The following is a 16,221-nucleotide window of genomic DNA, read 5'->3' as shown; positions in this document are numbered from 1 at the left end:
TGAGTGCTGCGCTACTTGCCGATCGCTGCGGGGACGGCAGCTGGGCTTGGGGCCGCTGCTTTGTCCTCCAGGCCCATTTCTTTCAGCATCATCAGCCAGCGTTTCTCCTGCCAGGCGGCTCTCTCCGGCGTTGCTTCAGCCTTCCCGGCCTCCTTCTTTTCTTTGGTAAACTCAGCCACGGTCCAGTGATAGGTGACGGTGCCATCCGGCCTGGTCAGCAGCACGTAGCGTTCCACCGCAGTCGGATCGGTAGCATCTTTCCTGCGGAGATCCGCCAGTCGGTAGCTCTTGTCTTCTCCCTCGAAGGTGTACTCCCTCCCCAGGGTCACCAGTTCACGCTCGGCAGCGTTGTTGAAGAGCCGGTCCATCCACTGCCGTACCCGCGCCTTTGCCTGCTCTTCCGGAGAATCGGTTTTCGCGGTGTCCCGCATCCCGAAGTACATCACCACCACGAAGCCGACCATGATCAACCCCATGCAGCCGACGCTGAAACGAACGATATTGTTCATGGCCCCGGCATCTTCACCGATTCCAAGGCAAAACGTCAAGCTCGCGCGCTTAGGTATCCTTTTCGACGGGGATGCCCATCTCGTTGCAAAATGTCTGCAGCTCTCTCGCTCTTTGCCCCTGCAGAGCGGTGGGCATCACCTGGAGCTCAAACTTTTTGGTCGCCACAAATTCCCGGGCTGACCACGCGTTTACCATTTGCGTGGGACCATTCACCTCGAACACATGGTGGCTCACGACGGTCACCCCGGAGGCGTTCTTCCAGCGAGCCCATCCCACCAGGTAAGTGTGGTCCCACAGTTTCCGTTCTTCGCTGAAACCCAGCACTTCCACTTCCTTGTCCGGCACGTGCTCCCGGATCCATCGCCTGGCGGCTTTGTCGCGCTGATTTGTCACCACTGCCTTGGGGTCCGTCTTTGCCACGAGGACGACCATCGCGACAATGAGTCCCAGCATCGCCATCCGGAAGAGGATTTTCATGGAGTCACCTCGCTGAAGAAAGGCTGGCGGTGGGAAAACGCAACCTCGGACTCAGTTCCATGCGGCGCCTGACGCGGAGCACTCCGATTGACGGTGCTCCTGTCCCCACTGGTCGGGCTGGCGAGATTCGAACTCACGACCTCTTGCACCCCATGCAAGCGTTCTACCAGGCTGAACTACAGCCCGCGATCCAGTTGTTGGCAGGACGGGCAGTCTGGATGAAGCGCGCCTGATTGCAAGTGTCTGATGCATCTTTCTCACGAAAAACGGAAAAGGGGGAGTGTCAGGCTCAAGCTGAATCGCTTTGCAAAACGTAAGCATTTTAGGCGAATGCATCCATGAATCCATGTGAACAACTTTCTTCGTGAACAAGTGTGAATCGCCTTGCTTCTGCCCCACATGATCACATACTCCGCCCCCTCCCAAAAAAACATGTCCTCCCCGGTGAAAGTCGCAGTGGTCGGCGCCAGTGGCTACTCAGGCAGAGAGCTCCTGCGTCTGTTGCTGCTGCACCCGCACGCGGAAATCGTGGCCGTGACCTCCCGGGCGCTGGCTGGAAAGCCGCTGGTGTCTGAGTTTCCCAGGTTGCGCGGATTCCCCCAGGCGGAGGCTCTGAAGTTCATCGCGCCGGACGTGGCGGCCATCAAAGCGCTGGGTGCGACGGTCGCCTTCCTCGCCCTGCCTCACGGCGTGGCGCATGAGTTTGCAGGTCCCCTGCTGGAGGCCGGGTTGAAGGTCATCGACCTCAGCGCGGACTTCCGTCTTCGGGATGCCAAGGTGTACGCGGAGTACTACGATCACGCGCATCCCGCGCCGGCCCTCCTGGATGAGGCGGTGTATGCCCTCTCCGAATGGCGGGCGGATGAGATCAAGAACGCCCGGCTCATTGCCTGTCCGGGCTGCTACCCGACCAGCGTGCTCGTTCCGCTGCTGCCGCTCTTGAAAGCAGGCTTGCTGGATGAGTCGCCCATTTCGGTTTCCAGCATGAGCGGCGTGAGCGGTGCTGGACGCAAGGAGAGCATCCCCTTCCTGTTCGTCGAGTGCAATGAGAGCGTACGCGCCTACAGCGTGCCGAAGCACCGGCACGTCAGTGAGATCGGCCAGGAGCTGGACCTCGCTGCCGGGCGAAAGGTGCGCTTCACCTTTGTGACGCATCTCATTCCGGTGAATCAGGGCATCTGCACCACCATTTTCGCCGGACTGCGCGAAGGCGTGACCATCGACGATGTGAGTGCCGCCTATGCCTCCGCGTACGCTGGCAGGCCCTTTGTGCGGCTGCTGGGCAAGAACCAGTGCCCGGACACGAAGAACATCACGAGCACCAATTTCATCGATGTGGGCTGGGCGTTCGACGAACGTGCCGGACGCCTCATTCTCATGAGCACGGAGGACAACCTGGTGAAGGGAGCCTCCGGCCAGGCCGTGCAAAACTTCAATCTCGTCCATGGATTCCCGGAAGAAACGGGCCTCATGGTCGTCTAAGTGCTTTCCCTCAGCACTCCCGTAGAAATCCATGAGCAAGGAGCCCCCATCCGCCGTTGAGTTTCCCTTCAAGCAGATCGCCGGTGGCGTGACTGCCGCGAAGGGTTTCCGCGCGGGCGCGATTTCCTGCGGCATCAAGAACCCCACGGCCACCCGGCTGGACTTGGCGCTCATCACCTCCGATCTGCCCACGCATACGGAGGCCTGTTTCACCACGAACAAGGTGAAGGCCGGATGCGTTCGCGTCTCGCAGCAACATGTGAAGGTGGGCGACGTGCGCGCCATCATCGCGAACAGCGGCAACGCCAACGCTTGCACCGGCCCCCAGGGCATCGCAGATGCCAAGGCCATGACGAAGGCCACGGCGGACAAGCTTGGCGTGAAAATGCGTCAGGTACTCGTGTGCTCCACCGGCATCATCGGCATGCCGATGCCCATGCAGAGGGTCACGCCGCGCATTGAGGATCTTGTGCAGTCTCTGAAATCCGGCCCGGCCGGTTCTGAGGACGCGATGCATGCCATCATGACCAGCGACACCAAGCCGAAGACATTCGCGGTCGAGGTGGAGTGCGAGGGCGCAACCTTCCGCGTGGGGGGCGTCGCCAAGGGCGCTGGCATGATCTGCCCGAACATGGCCACCATGCTGGCCTTCATCACCACGGACGCGAAGATTCAGGCGGGAGAGCTCAAGAAAGCCACGAACGCCGCCGTCGAAGAGACTTTCAACCGCATCACCATCGACGGTGATACCAGCACGAATGACACCGTGATTGTCATGGCGAATGGCGCCAGTGAGGTGCCGCTGATCAAGAGCAAGTCACCCTGCACGGAAATTTTCCGCGCCGCGCTGAAGCACGTGATGATGAACCTCGCCAAGATGATCGTGCGCGATGGCGAGCGCGTAACCAAGTTTGTAGAAATCCGCGTCCATGGAGCCAAGACCCACCGGGATGCCAAAGCCGTCGCTGAGACGGTTGCGAAGTCCATGCTGGTGAAGTGCTCCTTCCACGGTGGCGACCCGAACTGGGGCCGCGTCATCCACGCGGTCGGCTATGCCGACGCCCGGGTGAGGGAGGAGCTGGTGGACATCTACTTTGGAGGATTGTGCGCGGCCAAGGGCGGCCTGGCCACCTCTACTCCTGTGAAGGAGCTGGAGAAGGTCACCGCCAAGGCGAACTTCACCGTCACCATCGACCTGAATCTCGGCGACGCCTGCTACAACGTCTTCACCACGGACCTCAGCGAAGAGTACGTGGACTTCAACAGCAGCGAATACTCCGCTGCGGTACACTCGAAACGACAGACCGGACTGGCGTAAACGTCAGTCCCAGCCGTTTTGGCCTTCTCCCGGGGATCTTGGCGATCCCCGTGGATGTGACGTTTTTTTCGTTGTGAGCCTGCGCCAGCTTTCCTTAGTGCTTCCCCTTCCTCCCCTGCCATGAGCCTGAACGACCAGATTAGCAAAGCCGCCGTCCTTCTCGAAGCCCTGCCGTACATGCAGAGCTTCCGCGGCCAGACCTTCCTCATCAAGGTGGGTGGCAGCGCCATGGAAGAACAGTCTTTGGTGGACAGCCTGCTGCGCGACATCGTTTTCCTCGAGGCCGTGGGCATCAACCCTGTGCTGGTGCACGGTGGCGGCAAGGCCATCAACAAGGCCATGAAGGACTCCGGTTTGGAGGCCAAGTTCATCGGCGGCCTTCGCGTGACGGATGAAGCGACTATTCGCATCGTGGAAGAAACCCTGGCCCGGGTCATCAACCCTGATCTTGTGGAGCGCATCAAGGCGCTCGGCGGTCGTGCCATCGGCCTTCCCGGTACCACGGTGTTCTCAGGGCAGCGGATGCTCGGGAAGGATCCCGCCACGGGGGAACCCGCGGATCTCGGCTTTGTCGGAGAAGTCACCGTGTGCAACACGGAGGTCATCGACCTGGCCGTGGCCGGTGAGGTGGTGCCGGTGGTCTCACCGGTCGCTCGTGAGCTCGGTACCCGAAATACACTCAATGTGAATGCCGACATCGCGGCTTGCGCACTGGCAAAGAAACTGAAGGCCACCAAGCTCATTTTCCTCAGTGATGTGCTGGGCGTGATGCGTGATCCCAAGGACAACGCAACGCTCATCCCAACTTTGAACGAGGCTTCCATCACCCAGCTCAAGAAGGAAGGCATCATCTCTGGTGGCATGATTCCAAAGGTGGACAGCGCCCTGGACTCGCTACATGGCGGCGTGGGCAAGGTGCACATGATTGATGGACGCATCCCGCACTCACTGGTGCTGGAGTGCTTCACGGACCGGGGCATCGGCACGGAGATCACGCTGTGAGCACGTTCTGGCACAGCACCCATCAGGCAGAGAGCAGCGTGTGGACACGACTGCGACGACGATGACGCTTCATCTTCGTTCGTTAGTCATTCCATCCTGTTACGATTCATTCTTTCTCATCCTGATTTTCATCCATGTCTGATTCCCTCATTTCAAAGTACGTCATGCCAAACTACGGACGGTACGACTTCTGGCCCGAGCGGGGCCAGGGCGCGCGCGTCTGGGACAAGGACGGACGCGAGTACCTCGACTTCGCCGGCGGTGTGGCGGTGTGTCCGCTCGGCCACTGTCACCCGGAAGTGGTGCAGGCCATCAGCCAGCAGGCAGCGACGCTGATTCACGTCTCCAACTGGTACAACATCCGTCAGCAAGGTGAGCTGGCGCAGATGCTGGTGGAAGAGGTGCTGGGCATTCCCGGCAAGTGCTTCTTCTCCAACAGCGGTGCCGAGGCGAATGAAGGTCTCATCAAGCTCGCTAGAAAGTTCGGTGTCACCCGGCCCAAGGCGGATGGTTCGCCACGCTTTGAGATCATCACCTGCACCGGCAGCTTCCACGGCCGGACCTTTGCCACCATGACGGCCACGGCGCAGGAGAAGATTCATGGCGGCTTCGGTCCGCTGCTTCCCGGCTTCAAGTACGTGCCTTTCAACGATGCTGCGGAGCTGAAAGCAGCCGTGAATGAAAACACCGTGGCCATCCTGCTGGAGCCCGTGCAGGGCGAGAGCGGCGTGAACCCGGTGACGCCCGAGTTCCTACGCATCGCGGCGCAGCTGCGCGATCAGCATGACCTGCTCCTGCTGCTCGATGAAGTGCAGTGTGGTCTCGGTCGTACCGGTGAACTCGCTGGATGGCGCAGCATTGTGCCAGGGGATGAGATTCTGCCGGATGCCATCAGTTGGGCGAAGTCCATCGGCAGCGGTTACCCGCTGGGTTCCTTCTGGGCGAGAGATCGCTCGGTCGGTGATGCCGCAGGCACCCGGCTTTGCAATCTCCTGAGTGCTGGCACGCACGGCACCACGTACGGCGGTTCACCGCTCGCATGTGCCACGGGCATGGCAACGCTCAAGGTCATCCTGCGTGACAACCTTGCCGCTCACGCGAAAGCCATGGGTGCCTTCATCGCGAAAGAAGCGCTGGCATGGAAATTGCCGGTGCTCAGCGAAGTGCGCGCCTTTGGTTTCATGATCGGATTTGAACTGAACGTGCCGCTCATCGAAGCCAATGAAGACTTCAAGGCGAGCGGCAAGGTGCCCTCCATCTGGGTGGCGAAGCTGCTCATGGATGCGTGTCTGCTGGTCGTGCCTGCTGGTCCGAAGGTCATTCGCTGGCTCGCTCCCATGAACACCATCGAAGCCGAGGCCAAGGAAGGCCTGGGCATCATGCAAACGGTGCTCTCCAAACTGTCCTAATCCCAGTCCTGCCTATTCACGATGAAACATCTTCTTTCCATCGAAGCTCTCACCGCCGGTGAGATCACGGACATCGTCGAGCTCGGGGCCAAGCTGCGCAAAAATCGCAACGCTACCCCGCAGATTCTCAATGGCCAGTGCTGGGCACTCATCTTCAACAAATCCTCCACGCGCACGCGCGTGAGCTTTGAGGTCGGCATTCGCGAACTGGGCGGCAGTGTGATGTTCTTGAGCGGGGCGGACACACAGCTCGGTCGCGGCGAACCCGTGAAGGATACGGCCCGTGTGCTGGGCCGCATGGTGCACGGCGCTGTGATCCGCACCTACGCGCAGGCGGATGTGGAGGACTTCGCCAAGTACAGCAGCCTTCCGACCATCAATGCGCTTACGGACGAAGAGCATCCCTGCCAGATCCTCGCGGACCTGCAGGTGATGTACGAGCGTCTCGGTGGCTGGGCGGGAAAGCGCGTGTGTTTCCTCGGTGATGGCGATTGCAATGTGGCCCGCTCCTGGATGTGGGCTGCCGAACGTCTCGGCTTCGAACTCGTCATCGGCGCACCGAAGCAATTCCAGCCTCCGCAATCCTTCATGGAAAACTTCAAGTCCGGCATGGTGAAGCTGGAGGATGATCCCGTGAAGGCCGTGTCAGGCGTGGATGTGGTATACACCGACGTGTGGGTCAGCATGGGCAAGGAAGAGGAGAGCGCCCACCGCCTCAAGATCCTCCAACCCTACCAGATCAACAGCGCGCTCATGAAGCACGCCGCGAAGGATGCCATTGTCATGCATTGCCTGCCCGCTTACCGCGAGAAGGAAATCACCGACGAAGTGCTCGAGCAGCACGCCGACGTCATCTTCCACGAGGCAGAGAACCGCCTGCATGTGCAGAAGGCCGTCATCTGCTGGATGCTGCGGAAGTAGATGGAAAGGTAGAAGGTCTCTCCAGAGGCCTTCACACTGAGCAGTCGTGGGCGCGCTGGCCTCCGGCTGGCGTCAAACCGACTCGAACACATGAAAGAGCCAGAGAGACCCGCGTCGAAACAAAAAGCGGTGGTGCTTGAATGCATCGAACGAGGCGAGCGCGCGATCATGGAGGGCAAGGTTCTGTCGCATGCTGATGCAAAGCGTCTGCTTTCCCGGTGGTTGCGCTGAGTTGGTGGGATTTCGCAAACACTTGAGAGAGAGGCTGGCAAGCCATCAGACTCCGCAAGTCAGCTCCGTTCCGAAGTCGCTGCCTGAAGGGCAGCAGGAGCCCAGCCCAAGGTTAGGGAGCCTCAGCGACCGACACCTTGGGTAGCGTAGAAAAACGGGTGCCACCCTGAAAGGGTGGAGGAGACGTCGCTGGTATCTTTCGGCAGCGCAGACCATGCGAACCTCTCCTCGACCCCTTCAGGGTCGTGTGACTTTTTAGATCGCCACCTAGGGTGTCGGTCGCTGAAGCTCCCTAACCCTAGGCTGGGCTCCTTCGCCCCTTCAGGGCGAACTGCGGCTCCTTTTTGTCGGGGTAGGTCTTGCTCCAACACCATGCATTCAATAATGCGATGGGCTGTCTGTCTTTGTTAGAGACAAGAGGAGATTTGGATATCGAGTCCATCCTCACTTCTCCTCACCCGTCGGCCTCGCAGCATCACCGCGCAGGCAGAAGAGATAGAAACAAACCGCCACCATGAAGAAGATCCCCTCCAGTGCAGATTCCCAGGGGATCACTGCGCTGTAATCCTTGTTGATGATCCGCAGGCGGCTTAGCAGCATCAGTACTGGCGCCGTCCCCAGAGAAATCGCAAGGAACAGCTTCGCTCTCCACAACCGATCCCAGCGTGCAATCGCCGTGGCACGCAGAATTTGGGTCAGTGCGATCAACAGCAGCAGGACAATCTGCAGATACACCATGGCACGAGCCTAAAGAAAAACGCGGTTTGGGTCAATCCAAACCGCGTGGTGTCATCGAGCCTGATGTGGTACTCTTCTCAGCTCACGGGAGCGAGCACGACCTTCTGGATGTCCATGATGGCCTTGCCATTCTTCGTCTCGGGCTTTACCGCCAGGCGATAGGTGCCGGGTTCACTGATGGTGACTTCACCGGCATTTACGGGAGCCCATTTCTGGAAGCCTCCGGTGTCCTTCACAGTGAAGTTCAACTTCTGCTCGCCAAGCATCACAGCCACTTTGCTGCCACCGCCGGCACCGCATCCCTGGTGCACGGTCACGGCGTACTTGCCGGGCTTGGTTACGGTGAATTCCCATTCGGCGAAGTCATCCTTCTCCGTCCAGAAGCCGAGGCAGTTCTTTTCGGGCTTGGGTTCGTAGCGCATGTTCTCGCTCCAGGTGGTGGCAGCATTGGCGAGGAGCTGCAGAGATCCATCTTCTGTAGGCGAGAGGACATTTTCGCTTTCAGGGGCGGGAACGAGCGCGACTTCATGCAGGTAGAAGTTCGAGAAGCCGATGCCACCAGGGGTGTAGAGCGCGACGAAGAGGGGACCGGCCTCCTTCACATAGATCTGCCCGACAAACGTGGAATTCCGTGCGCCGGAGGTCCCTTTGATCTGCTTCTTGAGCGTGCCACCGGACTCTGGTGTGCTGCCTGCAATCTTCACCTGCACACCAAGAGCAGGTGATTTCAGGGTGTAGGTGATGCGCACGTTGTACCGGCCCCAGCGTTTCGTCTCCATGGGGATGTTGTACTGCTCCCAGTGGGCCATGGGGCTGAAGACCGCCTTGTTCTCATCCACATTGAAGGCCACCACGCCGCGATCCGGGGTGTCCTGCCGCTGTAGCGGTTCCATGCTGCCAAAGTCGCCAATGCCGGTCTCCGCATGCGCCTTGAGCAGGGCCTCCGCCTCAGCGAGAGGATCCTTGGGAGCCTCCTCTTCCATCTTCTTGTCGGCTTCTTTGACCGTGGCGGCGGCTTCCGCAGCCGGCTTTTCTTCCGTTTCCTTCTTTTCTGCTCTCGCCGGGGAGAGGGAAATGCTCAATCCAAGGGCAAGCAGCAGGGGCAGGCGGAAGAAATGCATGGTGGGTGGAGAAGGCAGGGGAGGGGAAGCAGGCAGAGCCGGACCAGGCCGGGTATGAACCGGTAAAACGTACGCGAGCCGGGTTTATTAGCAATGGATGGCCCTTCCCCGGTCCGAGGTCCCATCCGCTCGCTTTGGGCACAAAAAGGCACGCGCCGGCGAGGTCGCGTGCCCTTGGGGTTTGGCTCTTGGGGGACTTTTTGCGAATTACAGAGCATCCACGCCGTGCTCGCCCGTGCGGATGCGCAGGACGTCTTCCACGTTGTAGATGGCGATCTTGCCGTCGCCCACCTTGCCGGTGTTGGCACCCTGCAGGATGGCCTTCACCGCGGCGTCGGCGACTTCAGCGGAGACGAGCACCTCGACCTTCACCTTCGGGAGGAAGTTCACGGTGTACTCGCTGCCGCGGTAAATTTCCGTATGACCGCGCTGGCGGCCGAAGCCCTTCACTTCCGTGACGGTCATGCCGTTCACGCCGACGGCGCGGAGCGCTTCCTGGACGTCGTCGAGTTTGTGGGGCTTGATGATGGCTTCGATCTTTTTCATGGCTGTTTGCTTTCCTTTGCTGGCTGGTTGTTCGTTTGAGGAAGTTCTCCTGGGTGAACCGGGAATCAGGGGTGTCGGTAGGTATTAAGGCAAAGGGCGTGCCAAGTGGATCGTTTAGGTTGTAAGTTATTGGTTTAGAGTTGATTGTGTGTTGGTTTTGTTTTCTCCATGTGTTGGGAATTAAGCGTGATTGGTGAGCCGGTGACCGCCTGGTGGTAAGTGGCTTACCACTTGCGCGGCATGAGGTTTTGGGGAGGATGGCACTTGCGCCATCCGTCCGGCATCCGACATGCTGACTGTGAAGGCGTCGCGCCTTCCCTTTCATGAAACGTCCCTTCCGTATCCTCATCGTCGATGCCTCGGCGGAAGATGCGGCGCGCACGGCGGATGCCCTCCGCGAGGGCGGCTACGAGGTGAGCATTGCCACCAACGGAACCGAGGGCATCGATGCCGCCTTGGGAGAGGAAGTGGACGCCGTGGTCACGGAGTACCGCCTGCCGGGGGCGGGTGGCCTACAGGTGATCTCCACCGTGCATATCAAGAAGCCACGCCTGCCTTTGATTCTCCTCACCGGCGCTCGCGATGGCGATGTGGCCATTCACGCCGTGAAGAGTGGGGCGTATGACATTCTGCCCAAGCCGGTGGACGGCGCGGAACTTCGTAGCGTGCTGGAGGAGGCCATTGCTGCCGCGCGCCAGATGTCCAAGCCGGTGGAAATCGGCCGCGTGTATGAGGAGCAGGACACGCTGATTGGAAAGAGCCGCGCCATGGGCCGGGTGTATCGTGAGCTGGCGAAGATTGCCGCCACTCCCGTGACCGTGCTCATCCGTGGTGAGACCGGCACGGGCAAGGAACTCATCGCACGTGCGCTGTACCAGCACGGCCACCGCGCTCACAAGCCTTTCATCGCAGTGAACTGCGCCGCCATTCCGGAGAGTCTCCTGGAGAGCGAACTCTTCGGCCATGAAAAAGGGGCGTTCACCGGCGCGGTGAGCGCACGCATCGGGCGCTTTGAGCAGGCGCACAATGCCACGCTCTTCCTTGATGAGATTGGCGACATGGATCTGCACCTGCAGGCGAAGCTGCTGCGCGTGCTCCAGGAAAAGCGCATCCAGCGTGTGGGCGGCCGCGAGGACATTCCCGTGGATGTGCGCTTCATCGCCGCGACGCATCGGAATCTGGAGGACATGATCAACAAGGGTGAGTTCCGCGAGGACCTCTACTACCGGCTGAATGTCGCCACCATCCAGCTTCCTCCACTGCGTGAGAGGCCGGAGGACATTCCGCTCCTGGTCGACTACTTCCTCGCGAAGTATGCGGAGGACTTCGGCATTGAAAAAGTCTCCATCGCACCCGAGGCGGTGCGCGCCATACAGCAACAACCCTGGCCGGGAAATGTGCGCCAGGTGCAGAACATCCTGCGCAAGGCCCTGCTCAAGCGTCGCAGCTATACCATCACCGAGGATGATGTGCGTGAACTCATCACCGAGTCCGCCCTGGTCCGTCCGCGGCAAGAGCAGAACACCCTCGCCGAGGCGGCCGGACAGGTGCTGCGTCGCGCCATGGACGGAGAAATTCCCGGTGCCTATGCTGAGATGCAGCGCCTCATGGAGCGCGAGCTCATCGGTGCTGCCATGGATCTCTCCGAGGGGAACAAAGCCAAGGCCGCGCGGTGGCTGGGCATCTCACGGCTTACCTTGCGGGAGAAGCTGCATCAGCACGGGTTGAATGGTAAATAGTGACTGAAGATTGCCTGTGCCGATTGAGCAGTCGGCCGCGAGGAGGTACAACTATTCATGAGCTATGAGTCGTGGTTTAAGCTGATGATGGGTCTTCTTTTTGTGGGCCATCTCGCCGAACGACTACTGCTGAAGCGGGTTTGGCATGAGAATCCATGTTGGGCGAACTCCATGAAGTTGCCACCTGCCGGACTGCCACGGCTGCCGCTCAGCTACCACCGGATGATCATGTGCTTTGAACCTAATCTGAGGAAGAACAATGGGAACTTTGCTCTGTTGACGGTTGCATGGTTCGGGTCTGTTCTGGGTTGGTGTGCCCTGGTCGTAGTGCCCTTCTTGATCTGGCATGCTCACTCATCAGCAGCGGGGTAGCTTCTGGGTCGATAGTCCACTTTTTTGCATAGACCAGACATGGCGCGCGGCATCATGATCAGAAAGCATGAAGACCGATCTCGCCCTCCTGCAGCGCTATCATCACCATGGTGATGCGGGTGCGTTTGCGGAGTTGGTTCGTACGCATGCGGGCATGGTGTATGCCACGGCGCAGCGGGTGACGCGTGATGCTGCACTGGCTGAGGATGTGGCGCAGGAGGCCTTTCTGAAACTGGCGCGTGCCAGTCATCAGACCATCGACTGTGTGGGAGCATGGCTGCATCACGTGACACGGCAGCGCGCCTGTGATGCCATTCGCAGCAAGGTGACACGCCAGCGGTATGAGCCTGCGGCGGAGCACTGGCATGATACTGCGCGTGAAGCTTCCTGGGCAGAGATCGAGCCACTCGTGGATGAGGTGCTGGATGCACTGCCGGAGGAGTTACGGTCGCTTCTTGTGGAGCATTTTCTTGAGCAGCGTGCCCAGCAGGAAATCGCGCGGCGGATGGGCGTAAGCCAGTCCACGGTCTCGCGAAAGCTAGAGACGGCGTTGCAGGCACTGCGCGAGGGCCTGGCAAAAAAGGGGGTGCTGTGCGGCGCAGGTCTCGCGGGCTTGCTGATAACGCAGTCCGCGCACGCGACGCCGGGCACATTGGTCACCTCGCTCAACAAGATAGGCATGACCGGCGCTGGTACAAGCGCTGTGGGATCCATCGCCACTTCCAGCACTCTTCTCACCATGACTGCGACCACCAAGATACTCTTCGCTGCGGGAACTGCTGCTGTTGTCAGCATTCCTTTTCTTCTGTCACCATCCAATACGCCTTCGACGGCGAACCCTGCGACAACTTCTGCTGCTTCAGCCCCACCACCGGGTTCGCGGGGCTTTGCTACGCTCACTGCAGATTCAAGGCCGCAGTCTGCCGCCATCCAGCCGCCCAAAGATCCTGAGGAAGAAAAAAGAAAGTGGGAGGAACTCATTGTCGACATGGATGACCGGGAGGTGGCCCTCGCCTACTTCAGGAAGTCGGGCGGTACGATCAAGGAGGATTACGTCGACCAGACCTTGACTGACATCGTCGAGCGAAACTACGGGGGAAGTCAGGCAGCGTTCGAGCGCGCGTTATCGGAAAAAGGCCAGACATTGGATGAGTTCAGACGCAAACAGCGTGAAGACATAATCATCTCAGTGTTGAAGGCGCGGGCCACGCAGGGTATCAATATTGCGGACCCTATCGAGCGGGCCGTTGCCAGAGAGAAGGGCTTCAAGGAGTGGATTCAGGAGCTGCGACACAACGGGGGAAAGTGGGTGCCCCGCTAATCGCTGCCACACACTTCATCAATGCTCGCACGCAAGGCCTCCGCCATCCGCTGCATCTCTCCTTCCGTCGCACAGAGGGGCGGCATCAGCACCAGCGTATTCACCACTGGCCGCGTGAGCAGCGCATGCCTGCGTGCAGCGAGGCATGCCTTCACACCCATGCGATCAGCAGCCGGGTATTCCTCCCGTGGGTCCTTGCTCTTGCCAATCTCAATGCCGGCAATGAGGCCGCATTGGCGAATATCGATCACGTGTGGATGAGCGCGCAGCGTATCGAGCACGGAGGTGAAGGATGTGACCTTCGCAGGCAACTGCTCTAGTAGACGCTCTTCACGGAATACGGCGAGGCTCGCCAGTGCTGCGGCACAACCTAGCTGGCTTCCCGCATAGCTGTGGCCGTAGAAGAAGGTGCGGCCTTCGCTCGCATCACCGAGGAAGCCATCAAACACACGCTGCGTGGTGAGCGTGGCGGCCAGCGGTAAATAGCCACCGGTGAGACCTTTGGCGAGACAGAGGAAGTCCGGCACGACATCTTCATGCTCGCAGGCAAACATCTTCCCGGTGCGGCCAAAGCCGGTCATGACCTCGTCGAGAATCAGAAACACATCATGCGCCCGGCACCAGGTTTCGATCTGCTTCAACATCCCTTGGGGCCACACGCGCATGCCTGCAGCCCCTTGAATGAGGGGTTCGATGATGACGGCTGCGATACTCGTAACATCGTCTAATGACTCGAGTTGCTCAGCGGAACTGATCCGCTGGACGGCGTAGCCAAATTGATTGCCACTGCCCTTGAAGAGTGGAATCCCCCCCAAGCTCGCGGCACCCAGGGTGTCCCCGTGATAGGCGGCATCAAAGGAAATGATGCGCGTGCGTTGCGGCGATCCATTCTGCTCCCAGTATTGCAAGGACATGCGCACTGCGGACTCGATCGCGGTGGAGCCGTTGTCCGTGTAGAAGACCTTGTTGAGCCTGCCACCGGGGATAAGAGCGGTCAGTTCGCCGGCGAGTTGAGCGGCGGGTGGATTGGCGAATCCCAGAAACGAAGTATGTGCTACGTGATCGAGTTGGGCCTTGATGGCCGCATGAATGCGCGGGTGGCGATGGCCATGGATGTTCGTCCAGATGGAGGAGTTGCCATCGAGGTAGCGATTGCCATGCTGGTCGGTGAGCCAGCAGCCTTCGCCGTCCACGAGCATGATGGGCTCGTGATCAGGGGCGCACCAGTCCTGCATCGGCGTGAAGGGATGCCAGACATGGGCCTTATCGAGGGCGACGAAATCGGGAGGCATGAGGAAGAAGACGTGCCATCAGCGGCGAGTGTGTCGATAGATGCCATACGCCATGCCCGCCAGTCCTGTCAGCGCCGCCGGGATGAAAAGTGTGTTGTAGCTCCACCAGTGGAAGGCAGCCGCTCCCGCGATGCCGCCCGTGAGAAAGGCCGAGATGATGATCCATGAAATGCGCAGGCGTCTGGGCTCCACGGGCAACCCTCTCAATAAATGCCCCAGGGAAATACCGAGATCCGTGAACATGCCGGACAGGTGCGTGGTGCGGATCACGGCACCGCTGTAGGTCGTGGCCATCGCATTCTGCAGACCGCACGCTCCAGCTGCCAGGTACATACCCGAGGTATGATGTGTTCGCAGGAGGAATGCCGCGGTGCAAAGGAGCAGGGACTCCAGTACCAGCACCACGCCGTATCGCCGACCCAGTCGCAACGCACTGTCCTGGATGATGAAGCCGCTCAGCATGGCGCCAGCGAGGAACGACGCGATCACCAGCCCCAGTCCCATCACGTCGCGGCCCCGCCCCTCCGCAATGGCGGCTCCCAGCATGGAGGTCGTGCCGGTAAGATGTGTCACTGCCTGATGCTCAAAGCTCAGAAAGCCCACCACATTCACCATGCCAGCCACGAACGCCAGGGCCCACGCCCCGATGCCCACCCACTTCGGCAGCTTGGAGATCATTTCCCTGCTACGTAGCAAGGACAGTGCCCCGGGCAAACGGCTTTACCTGCCAGAGCACCGAAAGTATATCGTAATGCGATATTAAACGAGGGCTCCCACATGGGCTGCCACCGCCTTGCCGAGCCCATCGAGATTGTATCCGCCTTCCAATACGGACACAATCCTGCCACCGCAATGCTCCCCGGCAAACTGGCGCAGCGTCTTGGTGAGCGACGCGAACTGGTCATCCGTCAGTGTGAATCGTCCCAAGGGGTCATCGACACGTGAATCAAAGCCCGCGGAGATCATCACCAGATCCGGTTTGAATTTCGCCGCCACCTCCGCCAGGGGGCCTTCGATCGCACCACCAATCTCCTTCATGCCGGAACCTGCGGCAAAGGGTGCATTCATCGTGCACCCTTTTCCTTTGCCGGTTCCTGTCTCCTCAGCCCAACCGGTGAAGGGATACCATGGCGCCTGGTGCGAGCTGAAGAAGAAGACGCTCCCGTCTTCATAAAAGATGTCCTGGGTGCCATTGCCGTGATGCACGTCCCAATCCACGATGAGCACCTTCGCGGCGCCATGTTTCTTTTGCGCATGGCGCGCGCCGATGGCGATGTTGTTGAAAAGGCAGAAGCCCATCCCTTGAGCGGGCCGGGCGTGGTGTCCGGGAGGCCGTACGGCGCAGAAGGCGTTCTTCAGTTTGCCAGTCATCACCGCATCCACGGCATTGACTACGGCGCCCACGGCACGTTGCGCCACATCCAGCGAGCGCGGGCAGATGATGGTGTCCCCGGTGCTGAGTTCGTCGCGGCCACTCGCCACGTCGCGCTTGGCGATGTCGAGATAGGCCTTGGTATGGCACAGCAGGATGTGGTCATCCTCGCACGGCTGCTGGGTCAGTGCCTGGGTCTTTTGCACCAGGCCTGCTTGGGTGAGGGCCTCCGTGACAACCTTGTACCGGGCAGGCTGTTCCGGATGTCCAGGGCCGGTGTCGTGATCACGATAGACGTTATCAAGCAGCAGTCCCGTGGGCAGCGCAGTGGTGTCGGTGGCCATGCGCTTAGTGCAGCGCAGGTGGTGGA

General features: G+C 60.0%; 15 protein-coding genes and 1 tRNA gene. 7 read left to right on the top strand and 9 right to left on the bottom strand.

Features of this window, described 5'->3' with window-relative positions; translation table 11 throughout:
• Nucleotides 1-11: 11 nt before the first annotated feature.
• From DES53_RS12360 to DES53_RS12350, 3 genes are all read right to left on the bottom strand, one after another.
• Complete coding sequence (locus tag DES53_RS12360) at nucleotides 12-509, bottom strand: hypothetical protein (RefSeq protein WP_113958564.1); 498 nt, start codon at nucleotides 507-509, stop codon at nucleotides 12-14.
• Nucleotides 510-558: 49 nt separating this feature from the next.
• Complete coding sequence (locus DES53_RS12355) at nucleotides 559-987, bottom strand: hypothetical protein (protein ID WP_113958563.1); 429 nt, start codon at nucleotides 985-987, stop codon at nucleotides 559-561.
• A 109-nt stretch (nucleotides 988-1,096) separates the two neighbouring features.
• Nucleotides 1,097-1,173, bottom strand: a tRNA-Pro gene (locus tag DES53_RS12350).
• A gap of 213 nt (nucleotides 1,174-1,386) precedes the next feature.
• On the opposite strand from DES53_RS12350, the gene argC reads away from it, so the two are divergent.
• The 5 genes from argC (at nucleotide 1,387) to argF (ending at nucleotide 7,119) form a co-directional block, all read left to right on the top strand.
• Entirely contained in the window at nucleotides 1,387-2,469 is a 1,083-nt protein-coding gene (argC, locus tag DES53_RS12345) for an N-acetyl-gamma-glutamyl-phosphate reductase (RefSeq protein ID WP_245958154.1), read from the top strand.
• Between the two features lie 31 nt (nucleotides 2,470-2,500).
• Nucleotides 2,501-3,787, top strand: coding sequence for a bifunctional glutamate N-acetyltransferase/amino-acid acetyltransferase ArgJ (gene argJ, locus DES53_RS12340; protein ID WP_113958562.1), 1,287 nt, complete (start codon nucleotides 2,501-2,503; stop codon nucleotides 3,785-3,787).
• A 120-nt stretch (nucleotides 3,788-3,907) separates the two neighbouring features.
• Entirely contained in the window at nucleotides 3,908-4,789 is an 882-nt protein-coding gene (argB, locus tag DES53_RS12335; protein ID WP_113958561.1) for an acetylglutamate kinase, read from the top strand.
• A gap of 134 nt (nucleotides 4,790-4,923) precedes the next feature.
• The gene (locus DES53_RS12330) at nucleotides 4,924-6,198 is read left to right on the top strand and encodes an aminotransferase class III-fold pyridoxal phosphate-dependent enzyme (RefSeq protein WP_113958560.1); all 1,275 of its coding nucleotides are present in this window, start codon (nucleotides 4,924-4,926) and stop codon (nucleotides 6,196-6,198) included.
• Between the two features lie 21 nt (nucleotides 6,199-6,219).
• Complete coding sequence (gene argF / locus DES53_RS12325) at nucleotides 6,220-7,119, top strand: ornithine carbamoyltransferase (RefSeq protein WP_113958559.1); 900 nt, start codon at nucleotides 6,220-6,222, stop codon at nucleotides 7,117-7,119.
• 675 nt (nucleotides 7,120-7,794) lie between these two features.
• Here the strand turns inward: argF and DES53_RS12315 are convergent.
• From DES53_RS12315 to DES53_RS12305, 3 genes are all read right to left on the bottom strand, one after another.
• Nucleotides 7,795-8,088 carry a hypothetical protein gene (locus tag DES53_RS12315; protein WP_113958557.1) on the bottom strand — a complete coding sequence of 98 codons (294 nt, stop codon included), beginning with the start codon at nucleotides 8,086-8,088 and terminating at the stop codon, nucleotides 7,795-7,797.
• Between the two features lie 77 nt (nucleotides 8,089-8,165).
• The gene (locus DES53_RS12310; RefSeq protein WP_113958556.1) at nucleotides 8,166-9,209 is read right to left on the bottom strand and encodes a DUF5077 domain-containing protein; all 1,044 of its coding nucleotides are present in this window, start codon (nucleotides 9,207-9,209) and stop codon (nucleotides 8,166-8,168) included.
• 207 nt (nucleotides 9,210-9,416) lie between these two features.
• Nucleotides 9,417-9,755 carry a P-II family nitrogen regulator gene (locus tag DES53_RS12305; protein ID WP_113958555.1) on the bottom strand — a complete coding sequence of 113 codons (339 nt, stop codon included), beginning with the start codon at nucleotides 9,753-9,755 and terminating at the stop codon, nucleotides 9,417-9,419.
• Between the two features lie 323 nt (nucleotides 9,756-10,078).
• Between DES53_RS12305 and DES53_RS12300 the strand changes: the two genes are divergently transcribed.
• Together DES53_RS12300 and DES53_RS12295 are read left to right on the top strand one after the other, a co-directional pair.
• Entirely contained in the window at nucleotides 10,079-11,494 is a 1,416-nt protein-coding gene (locus tag DES53_RS12300) for a sigma-54-dependent transcriptional regulator (RefSeq protein ID WP_113958554.1), read from the top strand.
• 439 nt (nucleotides 11,495-11,933) lie between these two features.
• A complete protein-coding gene (locus DES53_RS12295; RefSeq protein WP_113958553.1) occupies nucleotides 11,934-13,187 on the top strand; it encodes a sigma-70 family RNA polymerase sigma factor in 1,254 nt (417 codons plus the stop codon).
• Here the strand turns inward: DES53_RS12295 and bioA are convergent.
• The 3 genes from bioA to DES53_RS12280 form a co-directional block, all read right to left on the bottom strand.
• Nucleotides 13,184-14,479, bottom strand: a complete 1,296-nt coding sequence (gene bioA, locus DES53_RS12290) for an adenosylmethionine--8-amino-7-oxononanoate transaminase (RefSeq protein WP_113958552.1) — start codon at nucleotides 14,477-14,479, stop codon at nucleotides 13,184-13,186. The genes DES53_RS12295 and bioA overlap by 4 nt on opposite strands.
• Nucleotides 14,480-14,497: 18 nt before the next feature.
• Nucleotides 14,498-15,157, bottom strand: a complete 660-nt coding sequence (locus DES53_RS12285; RefSeq protein WP_113958551.1) for a YoaK family protein — start codon at nucleotides 15,155-15,157, stop codon at nucleotides 14,498-14,500.
• Between the two features lie 81 nt (nucleotides 15,158-15,238).
• Entirely contained in the window at nucleotides 15,239-16,195 is a 957-nt protein-coding gene (locus DES53_RS12280) for a histone deacetylase family protein (RefSeq protein WP_113958606.1), read from the bottom strand.
• Between the last annotated feature and the right edge of the window lie 26 nt (nucleotides 16,196-16,221).

Origin of the sequence: Roseimicrobium gellanilyticum (genome assembly GCF_003315205.1) — a bacterium.
Classification (GTDB): domain Bacteria; phylum Verrucomicrobiota; class Verrucomicrobiia; order Verrucomicrobiales; family Verrucomicrobiaceae; genus Roseimicrobium; species Roseimicrobium gellanilyticum.
The sequence above is the reverse complement of the archived record's forward strand: the minus strand, read 5'-3'. Positions and strand labels throughout refer to the sequence as shown.

Bases quoted from the DNA above. Each gene is read 5' to 3' on its own strand.
- DES53_RS12305 (WP_113958555.1), bottom strand. From the start codon at position 9,755: ATGAAAAAGATCGAAGCCATCATCAAGCCCCACAAACTCGACGACGTC.
- argF (WP_113958559.1), top strand. From the start codon at position 6,220: ATGAAACATCTTCTTTCCATCGAAGCTCTCACCGCCGGTGAGATCACG.
- DES53_RS12300 (WP_113958554.1), top strand. From the start codon at position 10,079: ATGAAACGTCCCTTCCGTATCCTCATCGTCGATGCCTCGGCGGAAGAT.
- DES53_RS12280 (WP_113958606.1), bottom strand. From the start codon at position 16,195: ATGGCCACCGACACCACTGCGCTGCCCACGGGACTGCTGCTTGATAAC.
- argB (WP_113958561.1), top strand. From the start codon at position 3,908: ATGAGCCTGAACGACCAGATTAGCAAAGCCGCCGTCCTTCTCGAAGCC.
- DES53_RS12330 (WP_113958560.1), top strand. From the start codon at position 4,924: ATGTCTGATTCCCTCATTTCAAAGTACGTCATGCCAAACTACGGACGG.
- DES53_RS12360 (WP_113958564.1), bottom strand. From the start codon at position 509: ATGAACAATATCGTTCGTTTCAGCGTCGGCTGCATGGGGTTGATCATG.
- DES53_RS12310 (WP_113958556.1), bottom strand. From the start codon at position 9,209: ATGCATTTCTTCCGCCTGCCCCTGCTGCTTGCCCTTGGATTGAGCATT.
- DES53_RS12315 (WP_113958557.1), bottom strand. From the start codon at position 8,088: ATGGTGTATCTGCAGATTGTCCTGCTGCTGTTGATCGCACTGACCCAA.
- argC (WP_245958154.1), top strand. From the start codon at position 1,387: ATGATCACATACTCCGCCCCCTCCCAAAAAAACATGTCCTCCCCGGTG.
- bioA (WP_113958552.1), bottom strand. From the start codon at position 14,479: ATGCCTCCCGATTTCGTCGCCCTCGATAAGGCCCATGTCTGGCATCCC.
- DES53_RS12285 (WP_113958551.1), bottom strand. From the start codon at position 15,157: ATGATCTCCAAGCTGCCGAAGTGGGTGGGCATCGGGGCGTGGGCCCTG.
- DES53_RS12295 (WP_113958553.1), top strand. From the start codon at position 11,934: ATGAAGACCGATCTCGCCCTCCTGCAGCGCTATCATCACCATGGTGAT.
- DES53_RS12355 (WP_113958563.1), bottom strand. From the start codon at position 987: ATGAAAATCCTCTTCCGGATGGCGATGCTGGGACTCATTGTCGCGATG.
- argJ (WP_113958562.1), top strand. From the start codon at position 2,501: ATGAGCAAGGAGCCCCCATCCGCCGTTGAGTTTCCCTTCAAGCAGATC.